25 protein-coding genes are annotated in these 23843 nt (G+C 72.4%); 8 read left to right on the top strand and 17 right to left on the bottom strand.

Features of this window, described 5'->3' with window-relative positions:
• Window positions 1-25: 25 nt before the first annotated feature.
• From Q6349_RS09295 to Q6349_RS09275, 5 genes are all read right to left on the bottom strand, one after another.
• Complete coding sequence (locus Q6349_RS09295; protein WP_304603852.1) at window positions 26-2041, bottom strand: ABC transporter ATP-binding protein; 2016 nt, start codon at window positions 2039-2041, stop codon at window positions 26-28.
• The gene (locus Q6349_RS09290; RefSeq protein WP_304603851.1) at window positions 2038-3789 is read right to left on the bottom strand and encodes an ABC transporter ATP-binding protein; all 1752 of its coding nucleotides are present in this window, start codon (window positions 3787-3789) and stop codon (window positions 2038-2040) included. The genes Q6349_RS09295 and Q6349_RS09290 overlap by 4 nt, the downstream gene beginning before the upstream one ends.
• A gap of 117 nt (window positions 3790-3906) precedes the next feature.
• Window positions 3907-5082, bottom strand: coding sequence for an SPFH domain-containing protein (locus Q6349_RS09285; RefSeq protein WP_304603850.1), 1176 nt, complete (start codon window positions 5080-5082; stop codon window positions 3907-3909).
• 36 nt (window positions 5083-5118) lie between these two features.
• Entirely contained in the window at window positions 5119-5610 is a 492-nt protein-coding gene (locus Q6349_RS09280) for an NfeD family protein (protein WP_171245845.1), read from the bottom strand.
• A gap of 92 nt (window positions 5611-5702) precedes the next feature.
• On the bottom strand, window positions 5703-6500 hold the full coding sequence (locus Q6349_RS09275) for an ABC transporter ATP-binding protein (RefSeq protein WP_171245846.1): 798 nt from the start codon (window positions 6498-6500) through the stop codon (window positions 5703-5705).
• A 97-nt stretch (window positions 6501-6597) separates the two neighbouring features.
• On the opposite strand from Q6349_RS09275, the gene Q6349_RS09270 reads away from it, so the two are divergent.
• Window positions 6598-7365, top strand: a complete 768-nt coding sequence (locus tag Q6349_RS09270) for a hypothetical protein (RefSeq protein ID WP_304603849.1) — start codon at window positions 6598-6600, stop codon at window positions 7363-7365.
• A gap of 15 nt (window positions 7366-7380) precedes the next feature.
• Here the strand turns inward: Q6349_RS09270 and Q6349_RS09265 are convergent, their stop codons facing one another.
• On the bottom strand, window positions 7381-7959 hold the full coding sequence (locus Q6349_RS09265; RefSeq protein ID WP_304603848.1) for a hypothetical protein: 579 nt from the start codon (window positions 7957-7959) through the stop codon (window positions 7381-7383).
• A 44-nt stretch (window positions 7960-8003) separates the two neighbouring features.
• Window positions 8004-9230, bottom strand: coding sequence for a glycogen synthase (gene glgA / locus Q6349_RS09260; protein WP_304603847.1), 1227 nt, complete (start codon window positions 9228-9230; stop codon window positions 8004-8006).
• Window positions 9231-9297: 67 nt separating this feature from the next.
• On the opposite strand from glgA, the gene glgC reads away from it, so the two are divergent.
• Window positions 9298-10542, top strand: a complete 1245-nt coding sequence (glgC, locus tag Q6349_RS09255) for a glucose-1-phosphate adenylyltransferase (RefSeq protein WP_304603846.1) — start codon at window positions 9298-9300, stop codon at window positions 10540-10542.
• Window positions 10535-11257: a phosphoserine phosphatase SerB gene (gene serB, locus Q6349_RS09250; RefSeq protein ID WP_304603845.1), complete on the top strand. Its 723-nt coding sequence runs from the start codon at window positions 10535-10537 to the stop codon at window positions 11255-11257. The genes glgC and serB overlap by 8 nt, the downstream gene beginning before the upstream one ends.
• Window positions 11258-11276: 19 nt before the next feature.
• Here serB and Q6349_RS09245 read toward each other — a convergent pair whose 3' ends face one another.
• From Q6349_RS09245 to fabG, 3 genes are read right to left on the bottom strand one after another with little or no spacing between them, the layout of a single operon-like run.
• On the bottom strand, window positions 11277-11834 hold the full coding sequence (locus tag Q6349_RS09245; RefSeq protein WP_304603844.1) for a histidine phosphatase family protein: 558 nt from the start codon (window positions 11832-11834) through the stop codon (window positions 11277-11279).
• 10 nt (window positions 11835-11844) lie between these two features.
• Window positions 11845-12612: an enoyl-ACP reductase FabI gene (gene fabI / locus Q6349_RS09240; RefSeq protein ID WP_171245851.1), complete on the bottom strand. Its 768-nt coding sequence runs from the start codon at window positions 12610-12612 to the stop codon at window positions 11845-11847.
• A gap of 59 nt (window positions 12613-12671) precedes the next feature.
• Complete coding sequence (fabG, locus tag Q6349_RS09235; protein ID WP_304603843.1) at window positions 12672-13397, bottom strand: 3-oxoacyl-ACP reductase FabG; 726 nt, start codon at window positions 13395-13397, stop codon at window positions 12672-12674.
• A gap of 170 nt (window positions 13398-13567) precedes the next feature.
• Here fabG and Q6349_RS09230 point away from each other — a divergent pair, with 170 nt between their 5' ends.
• From Q6349_RS09230 to Q6349_RS09220, 3 genes are read left to right on the top strand one after another with little or no spacing between them, the layout of a single operon-like run.
• Window positions 13568-13924, top strand: coding sequence for a DUF3099 domain-containing protein (locus Q6349_RS09230; protein WP_304603842.1), 357 nt, complete (start codon window positions 13568-13570; stop codon window positions 13922-13924).
• Window positions 13924-14163 carry a hypothetical protein gene (locus Q6349_RS09225; RefSeq protein ID WP_171245854.1) on the top strand — a complete coding sequence of 80 codons (240 nt, stop codon included), beginning with the start codon at window positions 13924-13926 and terminating at the stop codon, window positions 14161-14163. The genes Q6349_RS09230 and Q6349_RS09225 overlap by 1 nt, the downstream gene beginning before the upstream one ends.
• Window positions 14160-15038, top strand: a complete 879-nt coding sequence (locus Q6349_RS09220; protein WP_304603841.1) for an SURF1 family protein — start codon at window positions 14160-14162, stop codon at window positions 15036-15038. Before Q6349_RS09225 ends, Q6349_RS09220 begins: the two co-directional genes overlap by 4 nt.
• A gap of 31 nt (window positions 15039-15069) precedes the next feature.
• Here the strand turns inward: Q6349_RS09220 and Q6349_RS09215 are convergent, their stop codons facing one another.
• Window positions 15070-16668: an ABC-F family ATP-binding cassette domain-containing protein gene (locus tag Q6349_RS09215; RefSeq protein ID WP_304603840.1), complete on the bottom strand. Its 1599-nt coding sequence runs from the start codon at window positions 16666-16668 to the stop codon at window positions 15070-15072.
• Between the two features lie 138 nt (window positions 16669-16806).
• Here Q6349_RS09215 and Q6349_RS09210 point away from each other — a divergent pair, with 138 nt between their 5' ends.
• Both Q6349_RS09210 and Q6349_RS09205 read left to right on the top strand, forming a co-directional pair.
• Window positions 16807-17667: a formate/nitrite transporter family protein gene (locus tag Q6349_RS09210; protein ID WP_304603839.1), complete on the top strand. Its 861-nt coding sequence runs from the start codon at window positions 16807-16809 to the stop codon at window positions 17665-17667.
• 44 nt (window positions 17668-17711) lie between these two features.
• A complete protein-coding gene (locus Q6349_RS09205) occupies window positions 17712-19223 on the top strand; it encodes a DUF2809 domain-containing protein (protein ID WP_304603838.1) in 1512 nt (503 codons plus the stop codon).
• Window positions 19224-19298: 75 nt separating this feature from the next.
• Here Q6349_RS09205 and Q6349_RS09200 read toward each other — a convergent pair whose 3' ends face one another.
• The 6 genes from Q6349_RS09200 to sufD are packed head-to-tail and all read right to left on the bottom strand — an operon-like array spanning window position 19299 to window position 23843.
• Window positions 19299-19661: a metal-sulfur cluster assembly factor gene (locus Q6349_RS09200; RefSeq protein WP_304603837.1), complete on the bottom strand. Its 363-nt coding sequence runs from the start codon at window positions 19659-19661 to the stop codon at window positions 19299-19301.
• Complete coding sequence (sufU, locus tag Q6349_RS09195; RefSeq protein WP_304603836.1) at window positions 19654-20154, bottom strand: Fe-S cluster assembly sulfur transfer protein SufU; 501 nt, start codon at window positions 20152-20154, stop codon at window positions 19654-19656. Before sufU ends, Q6349_RS09200 begins: the two co-directional genes overlap by 8 nt.
• 10 nt (window positions 20155-20164) lie before the next feature.
• The gene (locus Q6349_RS09190) at window positions 20165-21469 is read right to left on the bottom strand and encodes a cysteine desulfurase (RefSeq protein ID WP_304603835.1); all 1305 of its coding nucleotides are present in this window, start codon (window positions 21467-21469) and stop codon (window positions 20165-20167) included.
• Window positions 21470-21480: 11 nt separating this feature from the next.
• A complete protein-coding gene (sufC, locus tag Q6349_RS09185; RefSeq protein WP_171245862.1) occupies window positions 21481-22251 on the bottom strand; it encodes a Fe-S cluster assembly ATPase SufC in 771 nt (256 codons plus the stop codon).
• A gap of 37 nt (window positions 22252-22288) precedes the next feature.
• A complete protein-coding gene (locus Q6349_RS09180; protein ID WP_171245863.1) occupies window positions 22289-22636 on the bottom strand; it encodes a non-heme iron oxygenase ferredoxin subunit in 348 nt (115 codons plus the stop codon).
• A 7-nt stretch (window positions 22637-22643) separates the two neighbouring features.
• Window positions 22644-23843, bottom strand: coding sequence for a Fe-S cluster assembly protein SufD (gene sufD / locus Q6349_RS09175; RefSeq protein WP_304603834.1), 1200 nt, complete (start codon window positions 23841-23843; stop codon window positions 22644-22646).

Raw genomic sequence — 23843 nt, 5'->3', positions numbered from 1 at the left:
CCACTGTGGCACGCGCGGCGGCGTCTCACGCACCGGAACCGCCGTCGGGCTCGTCCGTCATCGGAGCGGCGAACTGGCTCGCGTAGAGCCGGGCGTAGGCGCCGCCCGCCGCGAGCAGACCGTCGTGGTCGCCCTGCTCGACGATGCGGCCGTGCTCCATGACCACGATGAGGTCGGCCTCGCGGATGGTGGACAGCCGGTGGGCGATGACGAACGAGGTGCGCCCGGAACGCAGGGCGTTCATCGCCTCCTGCACGAGCACCTCGGTGCGGGTGTCGACCGAGCTCGTCGCCTCGTCGAGGATGAGGATGTCGGGGTCGGCGAGGAAGGCCCGCGCGATCGTCAGCAGCTGCTTCTCGCCGGTCGACAGCGCGGCGCCGCCCTCGTCGAGGACCGTGTCGTAGCCGTCGGGCAGGGTGCGCACGAACGGGTCGACCGACGTCGCCCGGGTGGCCGCCAGGAACTCCTCGTCGGACACGTCGCGGCCCTCGCGCACGCCGTACCGGATGTTCTCCGCGATCGTGCCGCCGAACAGCCAGGTGTCCTGCAGCACCATCCCGATCCGGGACCGCAGCCCGTCGCGGGTCATCTCGCGCGTGTCGACGCCGTCGAGCAGGATCCGGCCGCCGTCGACCTCGTAGAAGCGCATGACGAGGTTGACCAGCGTCGTCTTGCCGGCCCCCGTCGGCCCCACGATCGCGATCGTGCGGCCGGGCTCGGCCACGAGGTCGAGGTGCTCGATGAGGGGCTCGTCGGGCACGTAGGAGAAGGACACGTCGTCGAACTCGACCCGCCCGCGCACCGTCGCCGGGTCCCGCGCCGGGTCCGGGTCGGGCTCCTGCTCCGGGGCGTCCAGCAGCTCGAAGACCCGCTCGGCCGAGGCCACCCCGGACTGGAGCAGGTTCATCATCGAGGCGATCTGGCTCAACGGCTGCGTGAACTGGCGCGAGTACTGGATGAACGCCTGCACGTCCCCGATCGAGAGCTGACCACCCGCGACGCGCAGCCCGCCGATGACCGCGACCAGCACGTAGTTGAGGTTGGCCAGGAAGCCCATGGAGGGCTGGATGGTGCCGGAGATGAACTGCGAGCGCCGCGTCGCGTCGTGGACGGCCTCGTTCTCCCGGGCGAAGGTCTCGGCGGCGTCGGCCTGGCGCCCGTAGACCTTGACCAGCGCGTGACCGGTGAACATCTCCTCCACGTGCGCGTTGAGCCGGCCGGTGGCGGCCCACTGCTCGACGAACTGCGGCTGGGAGCGCCGTGCGATCGCCATGGTCAGCAGGATCGAGACCGGCACGGTCACCAGGGCGACCAGTGCCAGCACCCAGGAGATCCAGAACATCATGGTCAGCACGCCGACCACGGTCAGCACGGCGGTGACGAGCTGGGCCAGGGTCTGCGTGGTCGTCTGGGCGACGTTGTCGATGTCGTTGGTGACGCGGGACAGGATGTCGCCGCGCGCCTGGCGGTCGACGTAGCTGAGCGGGATCCGGTGCAGCTTGGCCTCGACCTCGTCACGCAGCCGCCGCACGGTGTTCTGCACGGCGACGGTCATCAGCCGTGCCTGCCACCACCCGAACAGGAAGGCCCCCGCGTAGACCGCCGCGACCGTCGTGAGGATCTGGGTGAGCTGGGTGACGTCGATGCCCACCCCGGGCACGACGCCGTTCATGGCGGCGACCATGTCGGCCTGGTTGACGTCGCCGGCGGCCCTCAGCTGCTCGACGGCCTCGGCGGTGGTGGTGCCCGGCGGCATGGCGCGCCCCAGCATCCGGCCGACCACGCCGGCGAAGATGACGTCGGTCGCGTCCCCGAGGAGCTTGGGGCCCAGCACCGTGAGCACGACCGAGGCGGTGCCGCACAGCAGCAGCACGGTGACGCGGACGCGCTCGGGCCGCATGACGGCGGCGAACCGGCGCAGCGAGCCGGTGAAGTCCAGCGGCTTGGCCGTGGGCATGCCGGCGACGGACCGCGGACCGTGCGCCCCGGCGGGCGGCCCGGGCGGTCGGGGCGGCGGGCGGTGCGCCGCCGGCCCGCTCATCGTGCCTCCTCCAGGGACATCTGCGAGGTGACGATCTCGGCGTAGGTCTCGTTCGAGGCGAGCAGCTCGGTGTGCGTGCCGCGGCCGACGATGCGGCCGTGGTCGAGCACGAGGATCTGGTCGGCGTCGCGGATGGTGGCGACGCGCTGGGCGACGACGAGCACCGTGGCCTCGGCGGTCCGCGGTCGCAGCGCCGCGCGCAGGCGGGCGTCGGTGGCGTAGTCCAGGGCGGAGAACGAGTCGTCGAACAGGTAGACCAGCGGTCGCCGGATCACCGCCCGGGCGATGGCGAGCCGCTGGCGCTGTCCGCCGGAGAAGGTGGTCCCGCCCTGGGACACCGGGGCCTGCAGGCCCTCGGGCAGCGCCTCGACGACGTCGCGGGCCTGGGCCACGTCCAGGGCCTCCCACATCTCGTCCTCGGTGGCCTCGGGCCGGCCGTAGCGCAGGTTGTCGGCGATCGTGCCGGAGAACAGGTAGGCCTGCTGGGGCACCAGACCCAGCACGGAGCCCAGGTCCGCGAGGGACAGGTCGCGCACGTCGACGCCGTCGAGGCGGACCTGGCCACCCGTCGGGTCGTAGAGGCGCGGCACGAGGTTCAGCAGCGTCGTCTTGCCGGACCCGGTGGACCCGATGATCGCGGTCGTGCGGCCGGGCTCGGCGGTGAAGGTGAGGTCCTGCAGCACCGGGGCGTCCGCCCCGGGGTAGCCGAACCGCACGCCGTCGAAGGTCACCCGGCCCCGCGGCCCGGCGCCGTCGGACAGGCGCGCGAGGGCGACCGGTGCGGCCGGCTCGACCACGGAGGACTCCGTGGCGAGGACCTCGCTGATGCGGCCCGCGGCGACGGACGCCCGCGGCACCATCATGAACATCATCGTGGACATCATCACCGCCATGAGGATGAACATGATGTAGCTGAGGAACGCGATGAGGGAGCCCACCTGGAGCGACCCGTCGGCGACCTCCCCGGCGCCGAACCAGAGCACCGCGACCTGGGACAGGTTCATGATGAGCATGACCGTCGGGAAGGCCAGCGCCATCAGCTTGCCGGCCCCCAGCGAGACGTCGTAGAGCCGGGTGTTGGCCGCGGCGAAACGTTCCGCCTCGGCCCGCTCGCGCACGAACGCGCGCACCACACGCAGACCGGTGATCTGCTCGCGCAGCACGCCGTTGATCGCGTCGATGCGTGCCTGCATGGCCCGGAAGTAGGGCACCATGCGCCACAGCAGCAGCCCGAGGGTGACACCGAGGACGGGCACCACGACCAGCAGCAGCAACGACAGGCTGCCGTCCTCGCGCAGGGCCATGACGACGCCGCCGACCATCATGATCGGCGCCACGACCATGATCGTGAACGTCATCAGGACCATCATCATGACCTGCTGGACGTCGTTGGTGGTCCGGGTGATCAGCGACGGCGCCCCGAACTGCCCGAGCTCGCGGGCGGAGAACCCCTGGACGGCGTCGAACAGGTCGCGACGCAGGTCGCGGCCGAACGCGGTGGCCGCCCGGGCGCCCAGGAAGATCGCTCCGACGGCGCAGACGACCTGGCCCAGGGAGACGACCAGCATCCAGCCGCCGACCCGCAGGATGTAGCCGGTGTCCCCCTGGACGACACCCTGGTCGACGATGTCGGCGTTCAGCGACGGCAGGTACAGCGTCGCGAGCGTCTGGACGAGCTGCAGCACCAGGAGCACGACGACGGCGCCGAGGTAGGGGCGCAGGTAGCGCCGGATCAGCGCGACGAGCATCGCGGCTCCTGGGTCCGTGTCGGGCGGTGCACCCTCAGCCTGGACGCGGCAGGCCCCGCCGTCCACCGCTGGACGGCGGGGCCCGCTGGGCGTGCCGCGAGGACGGCACGGGTCACGTCACTGCTGCGGGGCCTCGTCGTCGCCCAGCGGACGCGGCCGGGGCGACGGCGGCGTGGCGGGCGGCTGCTCCCCCGCCGGGCGCTGGCCCCGCTCGACCGACGGGTCGAAGGGTGCGCCCGAGCGGGTGCCCGAGCTCGTGGCGTCGGCCGTGGCCGCCTCGGCCTGGCGGCGGGCCTCGGCGAGCGCCTCGCCCGGGTCCTGCAGCCCGGCCTGGCCCAGGGCCGAGGCCAGGGCGCCCGCACCTCCGCCGTCCTCGTCGTCGCCGGGTTCGGTGGGGATGCCGGGGGTGCCCGGCGTCCCGCCGAAGCCCTTGGCGACCGAGCTGAGGGCCGCGGTGAACTCGGTCGGCACGACCCACATCTTGGACGCGGTGCCGTTGGCGATCTGCGGCAGCATCTGCAGGTACTGGTAGGCCAGCAGCTTCGGGTCCGGGTTGCCCTGGTGGATCGCCTCGAAGACCTGGAGGATGGCGCGGGCCTCACCCTCGGCCTGCAGGATCGCGGACTGCGCGTTGCCCTCGGCCCGCAGGATCTGGGACTGCTTCTCGCCCTCGGCGGTGAGGATCTGGGACTGCTTGACACCTTCGGCGGTGAGGATGGCGGCGCGGCGGTCGCGCTCGGCACGCATCTGCTGCTCCATCGCGCCCTGCACCGAGGCCGGCGGGTCGATGGACTTCAGCTCGACCCGGTTGACGCGCACGCCCCAGCGGCCCGTCGCCTCGTCCAGGACGCCGCGCAGCTGGCCGTTGATCTGGTCACGGCTGGTGAGCGTCTGCTCGAGGTCCATCGACCCGACGACGTTGCGCAGGGTGGTGACGGTGAGCTGCTCGATGCCCTTGATGTAGTTCGAGATCTCGTAGACCGCCGCCTTGGGCTCGGTGACCTGGAAGTAGATGACGGTGTCGATCTCCACCACGAGGTTGTCGGAGGTGATGACGGGCTGCGGGGGGAACGACACGACCTGCTCGCGCAGGTCGACGCCGGCGCGCACCTTGTCGATGAAGGGCACGAGCCAGTGCAGGCCGGGGTCGAAGGTCTTCTGGTAGCGGCCCAGACGCTCGATGATCAGCGCGGTGGCCTGGGGGACGACACGGACCATCTTGAACAGCGCCGTGACCACGAAGATCACGAACGCGAGCAGGACGACCCAGCCGATGATGGTGGCGAGTTCCACGAAACACTCTCTTCCGTTGTGGGTGGAGCGAGACGATCAGGCGAGCCGTCCGCCGTCGTCGGTGGTCGGTGCGCTCGGCGAGGACGCGGGCGTCACGACGGCGGTCGCGCCGTCGATGGCGACGACCCGGACCTCCACGCCCGCCGGGATCCGGTCGGTGCTGTTGGGGACGCCGTCGTCCGGCAGCCGGGCCGACCAGACCTCACCGGAGAGCTTGACGCGGCCGCCGGTCTCGGTGACCTCCGCGAGCACGACCGCGGTCCGGCCCACCTGGGCGGCAGCGTTGGTCTCGACGAGGTCCGTGCGCTGACGCAGGTTCTGCAGGAGCCAGGGGCGCAGCACCGCCAGCAGCAGCACCGCCACCACGCAGGCCACGATGATCTGGAGCCACACGGGTCCACCTCCCGCCGCCGTGAGGCCGCCGGCGACCGCGCCACCGGCCAGCATGATGAAGACCAGGTCGAGGGAGATCATCTCGACGACCGCCAGGACGAGCGCCCCGGCGATCCACCACAACCAGCCGTCCATCACGCCTCCGACCTCTCCGTCTGCTTTGCTCCGAATTTACCAAACGGGAGCGTTCCCGGACAGAGGCCGGCGAGAGTGTCGCGCCGGGGGTCTCAGCGACCGGCCGGGCGCGCGGCACGCGCGAGCCACCGGCCCCCGCCGTGCGCGACCAGCAGCTCCATCCCGAAGGCCTTGGAGAGGTTCTCGGCCGTGAGGACCTCCTCGATCGGTCCCGCGGCCTCCACGGTCCCGTCGCCCATGAGCAGCAGGTGGGTGAACCCGGGTGGGATCTCCTCGACGTGGTGGGTGACCAGCACCAGCACCGGCGAGGCGGGGTCGCTCGCGAGCTCGGCGAGCGCGCCGACGAGCTCCTCGCGGCCGGCCAGGTCGAGCCCGGCGGCCGGCTCGTCGAGCAGCAGCACCTCGGGGTCGGTCATCAGCGACCGCGCGATCTGCACCCGCTTGCGCTCACCCTCGGACAGGGTGCCGTAACGGCGGTCGACCAGGTCGTCCACGTCGAAGGCGGCCAGCAGGGCCCGGGCCTGCTGCTCGTCGAGCTCCTCGTACTCCTCGTGCCAGCGGCCGGTGACGCCGTACGCCGCCGTCAGCACGACGTCGCGCACCGTCTCGTCGGCCGGGATCTTGTCCGCGAGCGCCGCCGAGGAGAACCCGATCCGCGGGCGCAGCTCGAAGATGTCCGTCGCGCCCAGCCGCTCGCCGAGCAGGGTGGCCGTCCCCGACGTCGGGTGCGACCGCGCGGCGAGGATCTGCAGCAGGGTCGTCTTGCCGGCCCCGTTGGGCCCGAGGACGATCCAGCGCTCCCCCTCGGACACGGTCCAGTCGATCGAGTCGACGATGGTCGAGGTGCCGCGTCGGACGGTGACGCCCTGCAGGTCGAGTACCGCGCTCATGGTGTCCGACCCTACCGGAGCCCGCCCCGCCCGCGGACCGCCGACCAGCAGGTGCCGCTGCGAGCGTACCGGCGTCGCGGGCGTCTATCGTGCTGGGGTGGAAGCGACGAACCTCCTGCCGCGCAGCGTGGTCCTGGCGCTGTGGCTCCAGGCCGTCGGCGCCTCGCACGGTGTCGCCGTGCGGTCGGTCACCGACGACGACGAGCCCCACACGGTGGTCGGGCTGCCGGGCGCCGGCACGGACCCGGGCACGCTGACCGAGCTGGTCGCCGCCTTCACGGCCGGCCCCCGGGAGGTCTGCGCCCTGCTGCCCGCGCCCGGCGACCCGTCGGGAGTGCCGGCCCCTGCCGCCCACGACGCCGTGGAGTCCGGCGAGTGCGTGCTCGTCGCCACCCCGGCGGGCTCGTGGGCCCTGGTGCCACGCGTGACCGCGTTCGGCAGCGCGCTCGAGCCCGGGCACCTGGTGGCGTGGGAGGTCATCGCGGTGCCGCCGTGGTCGACACTGGTGGCCGGGACGGTCGGCTCCCTCGCGGACGCCGAGCGGGAGCTGCGCAGCAGCCTCGTCGTGGCCACCGAAGCCCTGGACTCCCTGGACGTCGCGCGCTGGCGTGACGACGCCGCCGATGCGATCGAGCGGCTGCGGCACTCGACGACGGCCGGCTGGCCCGTCCCCGAGCTGGAGGGACGCCGGGCGCGGGTGCTGCAGCTCGCCTGGCGCCTGCTGCAGATCGTCGAGCTCGCGACGGCCGACGACGGCGGCGCCGTGAACCTCTGGCAGGCCGACCAGCGTTCCACCGCGCTGCGGGAGGTCGACCGCACCGCCCGGCGGGCCCTGGGGGCGGCGACCTACGCGGCGGTGGGATGACGCCACGCGCCCTGCTCAACCCTGCAGGGTGCCCACCGCGTCCGGCACGCCCTGGAACAGCACCCAGAGCAGGACGGCGACCGACACGGGCAGCGCGATGCGCCCGAACGTCTCGGCCAGCGCGAGCTGGCGTCCCAGGAGCCCGCAGCGGGCCACGGCCTCGCGCTGGACCGCGTACGACCAGCGCACCGACCGATACCCCGCGGACAGGTGGGTCAGGTCCATCAGCCGCCGCCAGCGGGAGGTCGCCTCCGTCCCGGCGACCCAGGCGCCCCGTGCCAGCGGCGCCGAGACGACCAGAGCGGTGAGGTTGACGACGAGACGCAGCGCCAGCCCGGCGGCGAGCACGACCAGGGGGGACAGGACGAGCGCCCACAGCCGGGAGGGGTCGGTCAGCTCGACCGGGTTCGTCAGCTGGTCCAGCTCCTCGGCCGTCAGGTCCCCGCTCGACAGGGCCACCGCGAGACCGAGCACCATCAGCGGCCAGACCGCACGGCGCATCGCACGCAGCACGAGCAACGTCGCCGCGTCCCCCGTACCCGCCCGCAGGAAGGCCGCCGGGCGGACCTTCTCCTCCGGGCTCAGGGCGCGCACGCGGACATCCTCCCAGAGCCCCTGGCGGCGACGACGCGCCGGGCTCACGTCGCCAGCACGCGCCGGTACACGTCCATGGTGCGCTCGGCGATCGCGGACCAGGCGAAGTGCTCCTGGGCACGACGCCGGCCGGCAGCCCCCATCTCGGCGGCCCGGGCGGGGTCGCCGGCCAGGTCGGTCAGCGCTGCCGCCAGGTCCCGTTCGAACCGCTCCGGGTCGAGCGGCGTCCCGGTGCCGTCGTCGGACTGCTCGATCGGGACCAGGGTGCCCGTCACACCGTCGTCGACGACCTCGGGGATGCCGCCGGTGGCCGTCCCGACCACGGGGAGCCCGACGGCCATGGCCTCCAGGTTGACGATGCCGAGGGGTTCGTACACCGAGGGGCAGACGAAGACGGTCGACGCCGCCAGGACGGCGCACAGCTCGTCGCGCGGCAGCATCTCCTCGATCCAGACGACCCCCGCCTCGGGTCCGCCGCCGCGGGCGTCGCGCAGCTCGTCGACCAGCCCGCGCACCTCGGCCATGATCTCCTCGGTGTCCGGGGCGCCCGCGCACAGGATCACCTGCACCTCGGGGGGCAGCTGGGCGGCGGCGCGCAGGAAGTGCGGCAGCCCCTTCTGCCGGGTGATCCGCCCGACGAAGACGACGGCGGGCCGGTCGAGGTCGATCCCGCGGGCTGCGGCGACCCGGGCCACGGCGTCCCGGTGCGGGCGGCCCCAGCCGTCCAGGTCGATGCCGTTGTGCACCACGTGCACCCGGTCGGGGTCGAGCTCGGGGTAGCAGCGCAGGATGTCGGCCCGCATCCCGGCGGAGACCGCGATGACGCCGGCCGCGCCGAGGTACGCGGTCCGCTCGGCCCAGCTGGACACGGCGTACCCGCCGCCGAGCTGCTCGGCCTTCCAGGGCCGCAACGGCTCCAGCGAGTGGGCGGTCACCACGTGCGGGACGTCGTGCAGCAGCCCGCCGAGATGGCCGGCCATGTTGGCGTACCACGTGTGGGAGTGCACGACGTCGGCCCCGGCGACGTCCTCGGCCATCGCGAGGTCGACGCCGAGCGTGCGCAGGGAGGCGTTGGCCGCGGTCAGCGTGCCGGGCACGTCGTAGCCGGTCACGTCGTCGGCGTCCGGTCGCGGGCCGTCGAAGCAGCGCACGCGCACCTCGGCGTGGTCGCGCAGCACGGCCGAGAGCTCGGCCACGTGCACGCCGGCGCCACCGTAGACGTGCGGGGGGTACTCGCGGGTCAACAGGTCGATGGTGGGTCGGGTGCTCACCCGTTCAACATAGCGTCGCCCGCCGCGTCGTGCGGCATGCACGCCGCCGAGGTTCTAGGGTCGACCCATGGCGTCGTCACATCCCCGGGTCCTGGCCATCGTTCTCGCAGGCGGCGAGGGCAAACGACTCATGCCGTTGACGGCACAGCGCGCGAAACCCGCGGTGCCGTTCGGCGGGATCTACCGGCTGGTCGACTTCGCCCTGTCGAACATCATCAACTCGCAGTACCTGCACGTGGTGGTGCTGACGCAGTACAAGTCGCACTCGCTGGACCGGCACATCTCCAAGACCTGGCGCATGTCGCCCCTGCTGGGCAACTTCGTCTCCTCGGTCCCGGCCCAGCAGCGCGTCGGCAAGCACTGGTACCTCGGTTCGGCCGACGCGATCCACCAGTCGCTCAACATCATCGAGGACGAGCGTCCCGACATCGTCGTCGTGGTGGGGGCCGACCACGTCTACCGCATGGACTTCTCCCAGATGGTCGAGGCGCACGTCGAGTCCGGCGCCCGGGCGACCGTCTCGGCGATCCGCCAGCCCATCGCCCTGGCCGACCAGTTCGGCGTCATCGACGTCGACCCGCAGGACCCGACGCGCATCCGGGAGTTCCTCGAGAAGCCCGTCAACCCGGTGGGCCTGCCGGACTCCCCCACCGAGGTGCTGGCCTCGATGGGCAACTACGTCTTCGACGCCGACGCGCTGGTCGAGGCCGTCACCAAGGACGCGGCGAACCCGGACTCACGGCACGACATGGGCGGCGACATCATCCCGGCCTTCGTCGACGAGGGCACGGCCGGCGTCTACGACATGATCCGCAACGACGTGCCCGGGGCCACCGACCGTGACCGGTACTACTGGCGCGACGTCGGCACGATCGACGCGTATTTCGAGGCGAACAAGGACCTCATCGCCGTCCAGCCGGTGTTCAACCTCTACAACGAGGACTGGCCGCTGTACACGGGGTACACGGGACTGCCGCCGGCGAAGTTCGTCCACGCCGGGCCCGGCCGGCTGGGGCACGCCGCCGACTCGATCGTCTCACCTGGTGTCCTCGTCTCCGGCGCGACCGTCGCGGGGTCCATCCTGTCCCCGGGCGTGCACCTGCACTCCTGGGCGACGCTCACCGACTCGGTCGTGATGGACGGCGTCCAGGTGCACCGGCACGCCCAGGTCCACCGCGCCATCCTCGACAAGAACGTGGTGGTGGACGAGCGGGCCCGGATCGGCGTCGACCACGAGGAGGACCGGGCCCGCGGGTTCACCGTCACCGACTCGGGGATCACCGTCGTCCCGAAGGGTACTCACGTTGCCTGACAGCGCCCCGACGCGCCTGCCCGAGCACTCCACCGCACGGCCCCGCCCGGGGCGGCTGGTCGTGACCGACGTCGACTCGACGTTCCTGACCCAGGAGGTCATCGAGCTCATCGCCGAGCACGCCGGCACCCGCGAGCAGGTCGCCGCGGTGACCGAGCGGGCGATGCGCGGCGAGCTCGACTTCGCCGACTCCCTGCGCGAGCGGGTCGCCACGCTCGCCGGGGTGCCGGTGAGCGCCCTGGACGCCGTCCGCGAGGCCGTGGTGCTCACGCCGGGCGCGGAGGAGCTCGTGGCCGAGGTGCGACGTCGCCGGTGGGAGTTCGGCCTCGTCTCGGGCGGTTTCGCCGAGGTCCTCGAGCCGCTGGCGACGTCGCTGGGGATCACACGCTGGCGGGCCAACCGTCTCGAGGCGGTCGACGGCGTGCTGACCGGTCGCACGACCGGGCCGGTCGTGGACCGCGCGCTCAAGGAGGCCACGCTGCGGCAGTGGGCCGCCGAGCTCGGGCTGTCGATGGCGGACACCGTGGCGGTCGGGGACGGCGCGAACGACCTGGACATGATCGACGCGGCCGGGATCGGGATCGCCTTCGCGGCGAAGCCCGCCGTGCGGGCGCGGGCGCCCTACAGCCTCGACGGACCGCGCCTGGACGCGGTGCTGCGGATCGTCGACACGGTCGACGGACGGCGGACCGCCGCGGACACGCACCCGTCCTGAGACGACGGGTCGGCTCGTCTCAGGAGGGCCGACCCACCCGCACCAGGGTCGCGCTGTTCTTCCCCCACCGCGACCAGGGCAGGTCCTCGGCGTGCAGGACGGAGTAGGTCGCCGTCGGCACCCCGACCCGCACCTGGGCGAGCGCGGCGTCGTCCGAACCCGGGGCCGCCAGGTAGGCCGCCGTGGCGGCCATGGTCGGCTCGTGCCCGACGACGAGAACCGTCGTCACGTCGTCGGCGGCACCGCGGACGAGCTCGAGCACGTCCTTGACGCTGGCGGCGTACAGCTCGTCGCGCACGTCCACCGTGATCGACTCGCGCGACGGCAGGTGCGCGGCGGCCAGATCCCAGGTCTGGCGGGTGCGCAGCGCCGAGGAGACGAGCGCCAGGTCGGGGACGAGGTGGGCCGCGGTGAGGGCCGACCCGACCCGACCGGCCTGCTTGCGCCCCCGGAGGGCGAGCGGTCGGTCGGCGTCCGGGACGGGGTCGCTGCCCGGTTCGGCCTTGGCGTGCCGCAGCAGCACGAGACGGCGCCCCTCGCGCGGGACGTCCGGCGTGTGCGTCGACGACACGTTCATCGGGCCGAGATCACTGTCCCATCGCGTGCAGGCCGCCGTCGACGTGCACGATCTCACCGGTCGTGGCGGGGAACCAGTCGGACAGCAGTGCCACGACCGCTCGTGCGGCCGGCTCGGCGGTCGTCTGGTCCCACCCCAGCGGGGCGCGCTTCGGCCAGGCGTCCTCCATGGTCTCGAAGCCCGGGATGGACTTCGCGGCGGTGGTGCGGATCGGGCCGGCCGAGACGAGGTTGGCCCGGATGCCCTCCGGGCCCAGGTCGCGGGCGACGTACCGGTTGGCGGACTCCAGACCGGCCTTGGCCACACCCATCCAGTCGTAGACGGGCCAGGCGAACTGGGCGTCGAAGGTCAGGCCGACGTACGACCCCCCGTCGGTCATCAGCGGCCGGGCCGCGGTGATGAGCGACTTGTAGGAGAAGGTCGAGATCTGGACGGCGGTGGCGACGTCGTCCCACTCGGCCGACAGGAAGTTGCCGCCCATGACGCTCTGGGGCGCGAACCCGATGGAGTGCACGACCCCGTCGATCCGGTCGGTGTGCTCCCCGACGCGCTCCGCGAGCGCCGCCAGGTCCTCGCCGCTGGTGACGTCGAGCTCGACGACGGGCGCGGTGACCGGCAGGCGCTTGGCGAAGGCCTGGGTGAGCTTCATCTGACGCCCGAAGGACGTCAGGACGACCTCGGCGCCCTCCTGCTGGGCGAGGCGTGCGGCGTGGAAGGCGATGGAGCTGTCCGTGAGGACGCCCGTGACGAGCAGCTTCTTGCCGTCGAGCAGAGCCATGGTGACCTTTCGGTGAAGTTCTTTCCGGAGCGTACTGGGTGGGGATGCCCGAGGGACAGTCAGTGCCCCATGCCGAGGCCGCCGTCGACGGGCACGACGGCGCCGGAGACGTAGGCGGCGGCGTCGGAGGCGAGGAACTCGACCACCCCGGCGATCTCGGCGGGGTCGGCGAACCGTCCGGCCGGGATGGAGGACTTGTACTTCTTCTGGGTGTCCTCCGGCAGGGCCGCGGTCATGTCGGTCTCCACGAACCCCGGGGCGACGACGTTGGCGGTGATCCCGCGTCCGCCGAGCTCGCGGGTGATCGACCGGGCCATGCCCACCAGGGCGGCCTTGGTCGAGGAGTAGTTGACCTGCCCGGCGCCGCCGTAGAGGCCGACGACGGAGCCGATGAGGACGATCCGTCCGGCACGCGCACGGATCATGCCCTTGGAGGCGCGCCGCACGCACCGGAAGGTCCCGGTGAGGTTGACGTCGACGACCTGCTCGAACTCCTCGTCGCTCATGCGCATCAGGAGCTGGTCGCGCGTCACGCCGGCGTTGGCCACGAGGACGGTCGGCGCGCCGAGCTGCTGCTCGATCTCGGTGAACGCGGCGTCGACGGCGGCGCTGTCGGTGACGTCGGCGACGAACCCGTGCACCCCCTCGGGCAGGTCTCCCCCGCGGTAGATCGTCGCGACGGTGTCGCCGGCGGCGACGAAGCGCTCCGCGATCGCCCGCCCGATGCCGCGCGCGGCCCCGGTCACGACCACGGTGCGACCACCGGTTGCTGCCTGCTCTGCCACGGGATGCTCCTCTCGACGACGGGCCGGGCCCGGACGCACGACGTACGCCGCAGCGACCGTACCCGGTCGGTGCCCCCCGGCCGCGCTGACGGCGCGCCACATGTCACGCCCCGGCGTTGTGGGAACCCTCCAAAATCCGGACCATCGCCGAGCCGCCGTAGACTGACCGGGTGAGTACGTCCAGCCCGTCCGAGGTGCACTCGATCACGGCCGTCCCGACGAACCTGACGGACGACCAGCACCGGCGCATGCGCACGTACCTCATCCAGATGGGTCTGCGCGTCGTGCTCATCATCACCGCGGCGCTGTTCGTCGACGGCTGGTTGCTGTGGGTGTTCGTCGCCGGTGCCGTGATCCTGCCGTACACGGCCGTGCTCTTCGCGAACGCGGGTCGCGACCGGTCGGCCCGGGACGTCGAGGCCGTCCCGCCGGCGATGCCGCCCGAGCTGCCCGCGAGCGCCTCGGCCCCGCAGGAGGAGATCCGCATCGTCGAGCAGACCGACGACCCCGACCGGAAGGACGACTGATGGACGTGCTCGGCCTGGGGGCCGACCCCGTCGCCGACGACGCCCTGGTCTGCTCCGCCAAGGGCTGCCACGCGGACGCGCGCTGGGGTCTGCTGTGGAACAACCCTCGGCTGCACACGCCCGAACGGCGCAAGGTGTGGCTCGCCTGCGACGACCACCGGGACCACCTCGAGCAGTTCCTCGGCGCCCGCAGCTTCTGGAAGCAGACCGTCGGGGTCGACGAGCTGGAGCGTGCGTGAAGCGGACCCGCCGTCAGTGGGTCACGCTCGGTCTGGCCGCCGTGCTGCTGGCGTCCCTGTGCGTCCTGGCCGCCTTCTGGCAGTGGCACCGGTACACCGACCGCCAGGCGCAGATCGACCTCGTCGAGACCAACTACACCGCCGCGCCGGAGCCGCTGTCGGCGTTCGTGACCGGCCCCGGGGACACCCTCGCTCCTGAGGACGTGTGGCGGCCGGGCGAGGTCACGGGCGAGTACGTCCCGGAGAGCACCGTGCTGCTGCGCAACCGGCCGGTCGGCGGCACGCCCGGGTTCCACCTGCTGGTCCCGCTGCGCACGGAGCTGGACGGGCAGGAGACGGTACTGGTGGTCGACCGCGGTTTCGTCCCGCTCGGGGCGGACGCCACCGAGCCTGCCCTCGTCCCGGAGCCGCCGTCCGGCGAGGTCACCGTGACCGTGACGCTGCGCGCCGACGAGCCGGCCTCCGACCGGGGCGCGCCGTCGGGCACCGTGGTGCGGATCAACACCGACCAGGTGCTGGACCAGGGCCCCGAGGGCGGGGCCTGGGCGGACGGCACGACGGTCGGCGCCTACGGGCAGCTGCGGGACGAGGACCCGGCGGCCGCCGAGACCCCGGTCGCGCTCCCCCGCCCGGACACCGACCCCGGCTCGCACCTGAGCTACACGTTCCAGTGGGCGATCTTCGCGCTCGGCGCCGTGGGTGGCTACGTGCTGCTGTGGCGCCGCGAGACGCGTGCCGCGACCGTCACCGCGGGCGAGCTGCTGGCCGCCGACGACCCGGGCGGGACCTCACGCCCCCGCCGCGAGCGCCGGCGCCGCGTCGACGAGGACTACGAGGACGCCCTGGTGGACGCCGCGCACGACCCCCGACCCTGACCGGCCGGGCCGGACGCGCGGGGCCCGGGGCTCAGGCGAGCGAGACGAGCTCGGCGTAGTCGTCCGACCACAGGTCCTCGTCGCCGTCGGGCAGCAGCAGCACCCGCTCCGGGTTCAGCGCGTCGACCGCACCGTCGTCGTGGGTGACCATGATGACGGCACCTTCGTAGGTGTTCAGCGCCCCGAGGATCTCCCGGCGCGAGGCCGGGTCCAGGTTGTTCGTCGGCTCGTCGAGCAGCAGCACGTTCGCGCTCGAGACGACCAGCGTGGCCAGCGCCAGGCGGGTCTTCTCCCCGCCGGAGAGCACGTGCGCGGGCTTGTCGGCGTCGTCGCCGCTGAACAGGAACGACCCCAGCGTGGTGCGCACCTGGGTGTCGGTCAGGTCGGGGGCGGCGTGCCGCAGGTTCTCCACGACGGTGGCGTCCATGTCGAGCATGTCGTGCTCCTGGGCGTAGTAGCCCATCTTCAGCCCGTGGCCCGGCAGGATCTCGCCCGTGTCCGGCGTCTCCACACCGGCGAGCAGCCGCAGCATCGTCGTCTTGCCCGCACCGTTCAGTCCGAGGATGACGACCCGTGACCCCCGGTCGATCGCCAGGTCGACACCCGTGAAGACCTCCAGCGAGCCGTAGCTCTTGGACAGCTCCCGTGCCATCAGCGGCGTCTTGCCGCAGGGCGACGGCTTCGGGAACCGCAGCGCGGCCACCTTGTCCGTCTGCCGCTCGCCCTCGGTGCCGGCGAGCATACGCTCGGCCCGCTTGAGCATGTTCTGCGCGGCGGTCGCCTTGGTGGCCTTGGCGCGCATCTTGTTCGCCTGGGCGATGAGGGTCTCGGCCTTCTTCTCGGCGTTGGCGCGTTCGCGCCGACGACGGCGCTCGTCCTGCTCGCGCTGCTCCAGGTACTTGTCCCAGCCGAGGTTGTACTGGTCGAGCTCGCCGCGGTTCGCGTCGAGGTGGAAGACCTTGTTCACGCACGCGCGCAGCAGCTCGACGTCGTGGGAGATCACGATGAACCCCCCGGAGTAGGACCGCAGGTACTCGCGCAGCCACACGATGGAGTCGGCGTCGAGGTGGTTGGTGGGCTCGTCGAGCAGCAACGTGTCCACGCCGGAGAACAGGATCCTCGCCAGCTCGACCCGGCGACGCTGGCCGCCGGAGAGCGTGTGCAGCGGCTGGGCGAGGATCCGGTCGTCGAGCGCCAGGTTGCTCGTGATGCGGTGCGCCTCGGACTCGGCCGAGTACCCGCCCGCCGCGAGGAAACGCGTCTCCAGCTTCGGGTACCGCTCCAGCGCCGCGGCCTGGACCTGCGGGTCCTCGCTGGCCATCTCCTTCTCGGTCTGGCGCATCCTCGTCACGATGACGTCGAGGCCGCGAGCGCTGAGCACCCGGTCCATCGCCACGACGTCGAGATCACCGGTACGCGGGTCCTGCGGCAGATAGCCGATCTCGTTCCCGCGCGTGATCGTCCCACCCGCCGGCAGCGTCTCGCCCGCCAGGGTCTTGGTGAGCGTGGTCTTGCCGGCACCGTTGCGACCGACCAGGCCGACGCGGTCGCCCGGGGCCACGCGGAACGTGGCCTCGTGCAGCAGGGTGCGCGCGCCGAAGCGCAGCTCGACGCCGTGGGCCGTGATCAAGGCAGGGGTGTCCTTCGAAAGAGTGCGGGGTCGTGCGCCAGTCTACGGCCCGCCGTCCGCGCCGACAGCGACGCAGGTCACCCCTCCGGACCCGTCGCGCTGCGGACCTGCGGCACCCGACCTGAGTACCGTGTGACCATGACCGATCAGGGCAAGCTGTTCCCTGGCAAGCAGTTCATCTCGACCGTCCTGGACGCCCTCCAGACGAAGAGCACGATGAGCGGCGGCCTGGCCCACATCTATCTCATGCGAGCCGCCATGGCCGGCGTGCTCATCGGGATCATGTACATCACCTACTACTCGGTGATCGCGACGTTCGCGGGGATCGGGGACGGCGACCTGACGGGACTCGGGAGCATGGTCGGCGCGCTCGTGTTCGGCTTCGCGCTCGTGTTCATCTACTTCAGCAAGTCCGAGCTGCTGACGTCGAACATGATGATCGTCTCGGTCGGGCGGTACTACCGGAAGATCACCGCGTGGCGGGGCCTGCGCGTCCTGCTGCTCTGCTACGCGGGCAACATCCTCGGCGGCCTGGCCGTGGCGCTGGCCGTGGTCTCCTCGTCGCTCGGCGACGGTGCCGTGGGCGAGCAGATGCAGCACTCGGTGGACCACAAGCTGGCCTATCTCGGCGAGGGTCTCGCCGGCTGGTCGGACCTGTTCGTCCGGGCGATCCTGTGCAACTTCATGATCAACGTCGGGATGCTGCTCGTCTACAACGGCTTCGTGACGAACGACATCACCAAGGCGCTCGTGATGGTCGTCAGCGTGTTCATCTTCGCGTTCGTCGGCTTCGAGCACTCGGTCGCGAACACGGCGCTGTTCCTCATGGTCGGGCTGAACCACGGCATCGACGTCGGGCTCGCCCTCGGCAACCTGGCGATCGTGCTCGCCGGGAACTTCCTCGGCGGCGGGCTGCTCATCGGCTACTACTACGCCTTCGCCAACGACGACCGGCGCTACCTGCGCCAGCAGGGAGCCGGTGCGGCGACCGACGCCTAGGAGGCTGTCTCCCGCCACGTCCTCAGGGCGGTAGAGTCGCGCCCGTGACCTGGACCGACGCCCTTCCCCGGACGACGGTGGACGCTCCGGCACCGCGGGTCCCCCGTGCCGCGTCCGCACTGCTCGCCGCCGCCGCGATCACCGTCGGGCCGGCCGGACGGGCGCTGCTCCCCCCGCCGGTCGGGGACCCGCTCGCCGACGCCCTCGCCGCCGTGACCGTGGTCGGTCTCCTCGCGCTGGCGTTCCCCCGCACTCCCCTGGCCGTCGCAGCCTCGGTCGCGTTCGCGGTGTGCGCGGCGGTCGAGACCCTGCACCTCACCCCCGTCGCCGACGCGCTGCTCGACCGGTTCCTGCTCGCCCGGCTCGTGCTCGGCACGCCCTTCGGCGTCGTGGACCTCGCCTGGAACGCGATCGGGGCCTGCCTCGGTGCGGCCGTCCTGGCCGCCGTCACCCATCGCTCCGCCCAGCCGTCGGGCAGCGGCTCGACGCGGCGCGGCCGCCGTGTCGCGTCCGTCGTCGCGCCGCTCACCGTCCTCGCTCTCCTCACCGCCGGCGGCGTCCTCCTCGTCGGGGTCGTGGACGACGAGGCCGACGCGCTGAGCGCTCAGGTCGCCACGGCGCAGCGCGAGCTGGACACGTCCGCGGACAAGGTGACCGACGACGCCGTCCGGGAGCGGCTCGGCAAGGCGCTCGGCCAGGGCGAGTCCGTGCTCGAGGCCACCCCGGTCCTGCAGCGGTTGCCGGGAGACGCCCCGGCAGCGGTCACCGACCTCGAGCGGGCCGTCGCCGTGGTGCGGGAGTCCCGACGCGAGTTCGCGACCGACCAGGCGACCGCCGCCCGCGAGGAGCTGGCGCCGGCCCGGCGCCGCGCCGAGACCGTGCTGGACGCGGCCGACGAGCTCGCCGCGGCGGGCCAGGACGCCGGGGAGGCCAGCCGGGCTGCGGTCCGCGACGCCCTCGGCGCCGCCGACGACACGGTCACCCTGGCCGACCCGGACCGCCTCGCGGCGTTGCCGCTCTCCGACCTCGAGCAGGTCGCTCCCGCGCTCTTGGCCCGTCACGACGCCGTCGGGGAGGCGACCGCCGACCTCATGTCGGCCCAGGACGCCGTCGTGTGCCCGTTCCCCGACCAGGTCTGGTTCCCCGAGGGCGGGCGGATCGCCGCCGACCGGCTCGCCCCGATCCCGTGGGCGCCGGAGCACTCGATCCGGGCGGACCTCCTGGACGGGCTGGTGGCGCTCGACGAGGCCTATCTCGCGGCGTTCGGCGAGCACCTCACCGTGAACTCCGCCTACCGCAGCATGGAGGACCAGACCGCGGTCTACACCCCCGCGAACCCGAACCCCTTGGCCGCACCGCCCGGCTGCTCGAACCACGGCCTGGGGACCGCCGTCGATCTCAGCGTCGGGCCGGAGGGGTTCAGCGGGTCACGGTTCGCCTGGCTGACAGAGCACGCCGAGGAGTACGGCTGGACCCACCCGGACTGGGCCGGGCCGACCGGGCGCCTGCCGGAGCCGTGGCACTGGGAGTCGGTGGAGACCCCGGACGCCTACTGACCGCGGTCGCGCGACGACGACGCGGGCCGCGGACACCGGTAGAAGGTGTCCGCGGCCCGCGTGGTCGGGAACGTCTCAGACGTTGAAGCCGAGCATCCTCAGCTGCTCGCGGCCGTCGTCGGTGATCTTCTCCGGACCCCACGGCGGCATCCAGACCCAGTTGATCCGGTGCCCGGTCACGATGCCCTCGAGCGCCTGGGCGGACTGGTCCTCGATGACGTCCGTCAGCGGGCAGGCCGCCGAGGTGAGCGTCATGTCGATGGTGGCGTGGTTGTTCTGGTCCACCTCGACGCCGTAGACGAGGCCGAGGTCGACGACGTTGATGCCGAGCTCGGGGTCGATGACGTCGCGCATCGCCTCCTCGACGTCGGCCGCCGTGGTGGCGCCCGGCGCCGCCGGCGTCTGCTCGGGAGCGGTGTCGGTCGGGTTGTCAGTCATCCGATCCTCCGGGTCGGTCGGCCAGCGCGCCGCTGCGCGCCAGCGAGTCCTTCAACGCTGCCCAGCCGAGCAGCGCGCACTTGATGCGGGCGGGGTACTGGGAGACCCCGGTGAAGGCGGTGCCGTCGCCGAGGGCGTCCAGCGTGTCCTCGTCGTCCAGGCCCTTGCCCCGCGAGCCCATGAGGTCGCGGAAGGCGGCGTCGAGCCGCTCGACCTCCGCCAGGTCCTGGCCGGTCACCAGCTCGGTCATCACCGACGCGGACGCCTGCGAGATCGAGCAGCCCTGACCCTCCCAGGACACGCGCTCGAGCGTCGGGTCGCCGTCGACGGACCGGACGTCCACCCTCAGGGTGATCTCGTCCCCGCAGGTCGTGTTGACCTGGTGGGACTCCCCGCCCAGGTGGCCGTCGGCCACCTCGACCAGGCCGTGGCCGTGCGGGTGCTTGGCGTGGTCCAGGATGACCTGCTGGTACAGGTCCTGCAGCGAGCTCATGCGGGTCTCCTCACTCCACCCCGAAGAACGTCCGGACCCCCGCCAGGGCTTCCCGCAGGGCGGCGGCGTCCTCGACTCCTGTGTACACCGAGGCCGAGGCACGCGCCGTGGCGGCCAGCCCGAACCGGCGGTGCAGCGGCTGGGCGCAGTGGTGCCCGACCCGGATCGCGATGCCCTGGTCGTCCAGGACCTGGTTGACGTCGTGGGAGTGCACGCCGTCGACGACGAACGACACCACCGCGACCCGGTCCGTGGTGTCGGTCGGACCGATCACGCGGACGCCGGGGATCTCGGTGACCCGCAGCAGCTCCGCGGCGAGGCGCCGTTCGTGCGCCGCCACGCGGTCCATGCCGAGGTCGCCGAGCCACTGCGCGGCCACTCCCATGCCGACGGCCTGGGCGACCATCTGCGTGCCCGCCTCGAACCGCTGCGGCGGCGGCATGTACGTCGTCTCGGTCATGGTCACGACCTCGACCATCGACCCGCCCGTCGTCACCGGCGGCATCGCCTCGAGCAGCTCCCGCCGCCCGTACAGCGCACCGACACCCGTGGGGCCGAGCATCTTGTGGGCGCTGAACGCCGCGAAGTCGACGCCCAGGGCGTGCAGGTCGACCGGCAGGTGCGGCACGGACTGGCACGCGTCCAGCACGGTCAGCGCACCGACCCGGCGGGCGGCCGCGACGATCTCGGCCACCGGGGCCACGGCGCCGGTCACGTTGGAGACGTGCCCGAAGGCCACGACCTTGGTGCGGTCGGTGATGACCGCGTCGACGTCCGACAGGTCGAGCCGGCCGTCGTCGGTCACACCGAACCAGCGCAGGGTCGCGCCGGTGCGCGCGCACAGCTCCTGCCACGGCACGAGGTTGGCGTGGTGCTCGGCCTCGGTGACCACGATCTCGTCGCCCGCGCCGAGCCGGAACCGCGCGGCTGCCTCTCCCCCGCGCCCGGCCGTCGCGTTGGACAGCGCGTAGGTCACGAGGTTGATGGCCGCCGTCGCGCCCGAGGTCCACACGATCTCGTCGTCGTCGGCGCCCACGAAGGACGCCACGGCGGACCGGGCGCCCTCGAAGGCCTCGGTGGCCTCCTCGGCCAGCTGGTGCGCGCCGCGGTGCACGGCCGCGTTGCGCTGCTCGTAGAAGTCGACCTCGGCCTCGAGCACGACGCTCGGCTTCTGCGACGTCGCCGCCGAGTCCAGGTAGACCAGCGGCTGCCCGCCCCGCACCGTGCGTCCGAGCAACGGGAAGTCGGCCCGCACGGCGGCGAGCTCGCGCGAGCCCATCGCGTCGTCCGGACGCACGGCGTCGGTGGCGGTCATGCGATCCTCCGTCAGGCCGAGGCCGTCGTGCCCGCGGGCAGGAAGCGGTCGTAACCCTCTTCCTCGAGGCGCTCGGCCAGCTCGGGGCCGCCCTCCTCCGCGATGCGGCCGTCGACGAACACGTGCACGAAGTCCGGCTTGATGTAGCGCAGGATGCGCGTGTAGTGCGTGATGAGCAGCACGCCGACGTCGGTGGACTCCTTGGCGCGGTTGACGCCCTCGGAGACGACGCGCAGGGCGTCGACGTCGAGACCGGAGTCGGTCTCGTCGAGGATCGCGAAGTGCGGCTTGAAGAGCTCCATCTGCAGGATCTCGTGCCGCTTCTTCTCACCGCCGGAGAAGCCCTCGTTCACCGAGCGCTCCGCGAAGGAGGAGTCGATGCGCAGGTTCTCCATGGCGCCGCGGACCTCCTTGGCCCAGTGGCGCAGGGACGGGGCGTCGCCGTCGATCGCGGTCTTGGCCGTCCGCAGGAAGTTCGCGACCGACACACCCGGCACCTCGACCGGGTACTGCATCGCGAGGAACAGGCCGGCGCGGGCGCGCTCGTCGACGCTCATGGCCAGGACGTCCTCGCCGTCGAGCGTCACGGTGCCGGAGGTCACCTCGTACTTGGGGTGCCCGGCCAGCGCCGAGGCGAGGGTGGACTTGCCGGAGCCGTTGGGGCCCATGATGGCGTGCGTCTCGCCGGACTTGATGGTCAGGTCGACACCGCGCAGGATCGGCTTGGCGCCTTCCTTGGTGTCGACGCTGACGTGCAGGTCGCGGATCTCCAGGGTGGACATCAGATGGTTCTCCAGGTCTTGTTCTCGAAAAGGCTGGTCAGGACGCGGCGGCGAGCGGTGCGTCGATGTCGACGAGCACCTTGTCGCCGTCCACCGTCACCGGGTAGACGGGTACGGGCCGGGTCGCCGGCAGCTGGAGCGGCTTGCCGGTGCGCAGGTCGAACTGCGAACCGTGCAACCAGCACTCCACGCGGCAGCCCTCGACCTCGCCGTCGGACAACGACACCGCACCGTGCGAGCAGATGTCGCTGATGGCGTGGAAGTCGCCGTCCTCGTCGCGGACGACCGCGACCGGCACGGAGGCGCCGTCGGCGGCGGTGAGCTCGACGAGCAGGCTCTCCTCCGGGCCGAGGTCGGCGGTGGCGCAGGCGATCTGTGCGGTCACGACGTGCTCACTGCGCCGGAGCGCCGGTGATGACGCTCATCGACTTCTCCAGCTCGGCCTCGATGGAGGCGAGCAGCCGCTCCTCGACCGACTCGACGCCGATCTCGTCGATCAGCTCGGCGAAGAAGCCGCGCACGACGAGACGACGGGCGTCGATCTCGGGGATGCCGCGCGCCATGAGGTAGAAGAGCTGCTCGTCGTCGAACCGGCCGGTCGCCGAGGCGTGGCCCGCCCCGTCGATCTCACCGGTCTCGATCTCGAGGTTCGGCACCGAGTCCGCCCGCGCGCCGTCGGTCAGCACGAGGTTGCGGTTCAGCTCGTAGGTGTCCGTCGCCTCGGCCTCGGCGCGGATGAGCACGTCGCCCACCCACACGGTGTGCGCGGAGGCACCCTGGAGCGCGCCCTTGTAGGTGACGCGCGAGCGGCACCGCGGCACGGCGTGGTCGACGAAGAGCCGGTGCTCCTGGTGCTGGTCGGCGTCGGCGAAGTACAGCCCGACCATCTCGACCTCGCCGCCCTCGGCGGTGAAGGTCGCGTCCGGCGTGACGCGCACGACGTCGCCGCCGAAGGTCACCACGACGTGCTTGAGCTTGGCGTCACGGCCGATGCTCGCACGGTGCGAGGAGGCGTGCACGGCACCGTCTTCCCAGTCCTGGACGGACACGACGGTCAGCTGGGCGCCGTCCTCGACGAGGACCTCGACGGTCTGGTTCAGCAGCGCGTCCCCGCGGTGGTCGATGACCACGACGGCCTCGGAGTGCCGCTCGGCGTGCACCAGCAGGTGCGACGCGGTGGCGTCCTTCGAGGTGCCGTCGATCCGCACGGAGGTCGGGCCGGAGGCCACGGTGTCGGCCGGGACGGTCACCACGGTGGCCTCGCGCACGGCGTTCCACGCGGTGACGGCGGCACGGTCGCCGGGCTTGCCGGTGCGGCCGAGGCGCTCGTCGTCGCGTCCGACCGTCTCGACGGTGACCTCGGGGGCCGCCTCGACGGTCACGGCGACGCCGTCACCGGTCAGCTCGTCGGAGAACAGCGGCTGGAGCCGCGCCACCGGCGAGAAGCGCCACTCCTCCTCGCGGCCGGTGGGCACCGGGATTTCCGCGAGGTCGAAGGAGGTCTTGCGCTCGGCGCGCGAACCGGCGGGCACCACACCGTGGGAGTGGGCGCCGTCGGCGGTCGCGCGGGAGTGATCGGTAGTGAGAGTCAT

It is taken from the genome of Isoptericola sp. 178, assembly GCF_030586525.1.
In the GTDB taxonomy this organism is placed as follows: domain Bacteria; phylum Actinomycetota; class Actinomycetes; order Actinomycetales; family Cellulomonadaceae; genus Isoptericola; species Isoptericola sediminis.
This window is presented reverse-complemented; position numbering and strand designations above follow the sequence as displayed.

Coding starts and splice junctions, on each gene's coding strand:
- Q6349_RS09225 (WP_171245854.1), top strand. CDS start 13,924: ATGGACGTGCTCGGCCTGGGGGCCGACCCCGTCGCCGACGACGCCCTG.
- Q6349_RS09280 (WP_171245845.1), bottom strand. CDS start 5,610: ATGGACGGCTGGTTGTGGTGGATCGCCGGGGCGCTCGTCCTGGCGGTC.
- fabI (WP_171245851.1), bottom strand. CDS start 12,612: ATGGCTCTGCTCGACGGCAAGAAGCTGCTCGTCACGGGCGTCCTCACG.
- Q6349_RS09190 (WP_304603835.1), bottom strand. CDS start 21,469: ATGACCGCCACCGACGCCGTGCGTCCGGACGACGCGATGGGCTCGCGC.
- glgC (WP_304603846.1), top strand. CDS start 9,298: ATGGCGTCGTCACATCCCCGGGTCCTGGCCATCGTTCTCGCAGGCGGC.
- Q6349_RS09290 (WP_304603851.1), bottom strand. CDS start 3,789: ATGCTCGTCGCGCTGATCCGGCGCTACCTGCGCCCCTACCTCGGCGCC.
- sufC (WP_171245862.1), bottom strand. CDS start 22,251: ATGTCCACCCTGGAGATCCGCGACCTGCACGTCAGCGTCGACACCAAG.
- Q6349_RS09200 (WP_304603837.1), bottom strand. CDS start 19,661: ATGACTGACAACCCGACCGACACCGCTCCCGAGCAGACGCCGGCGGCG.
- sufU (WP_304603836.1), bottom strand. CDS start 20,154: ATGAGCTCGCTGCAGGACCTGTACCAGCAGGTCATCCTGGACCACGCC.
- sufD (WP_304603834.1), bottom strand. CDS start 23,843: ATGACTCTCACTACCGATCACTCCCGCGCGACCGCCGACGGCGCCCAC.
- Q6349_RS09275 (WP_171245846.1), bottom strand. CDS start 6,500: ATGAGCGCGGTACTCGACCTGCAGGGCGTCACCGTCCGACGCGGCACC.
- Q6349_RS09245 (WP_304603844.1), bottom strand. CDS start 11,834: ATGAACGTGTCGTCGACGCACACGCCGGACGTCCCGCGCGAGGGGCGC.
- Q6349_RS09295 (WP_304603852.1), bottom strand. CDS start 2,041: ATGAGCGGGCCGGCGGCGCACCGCCCGCCGCCCCGACCGCCCGGGCCG.
- Q6349_RS09210 (WP_304603839.1), top strand. CDS start 16,807: ATGACCGATCAGGGCAAGCTGTTCCCTGGCAAGCAGTTCATCTCGACC.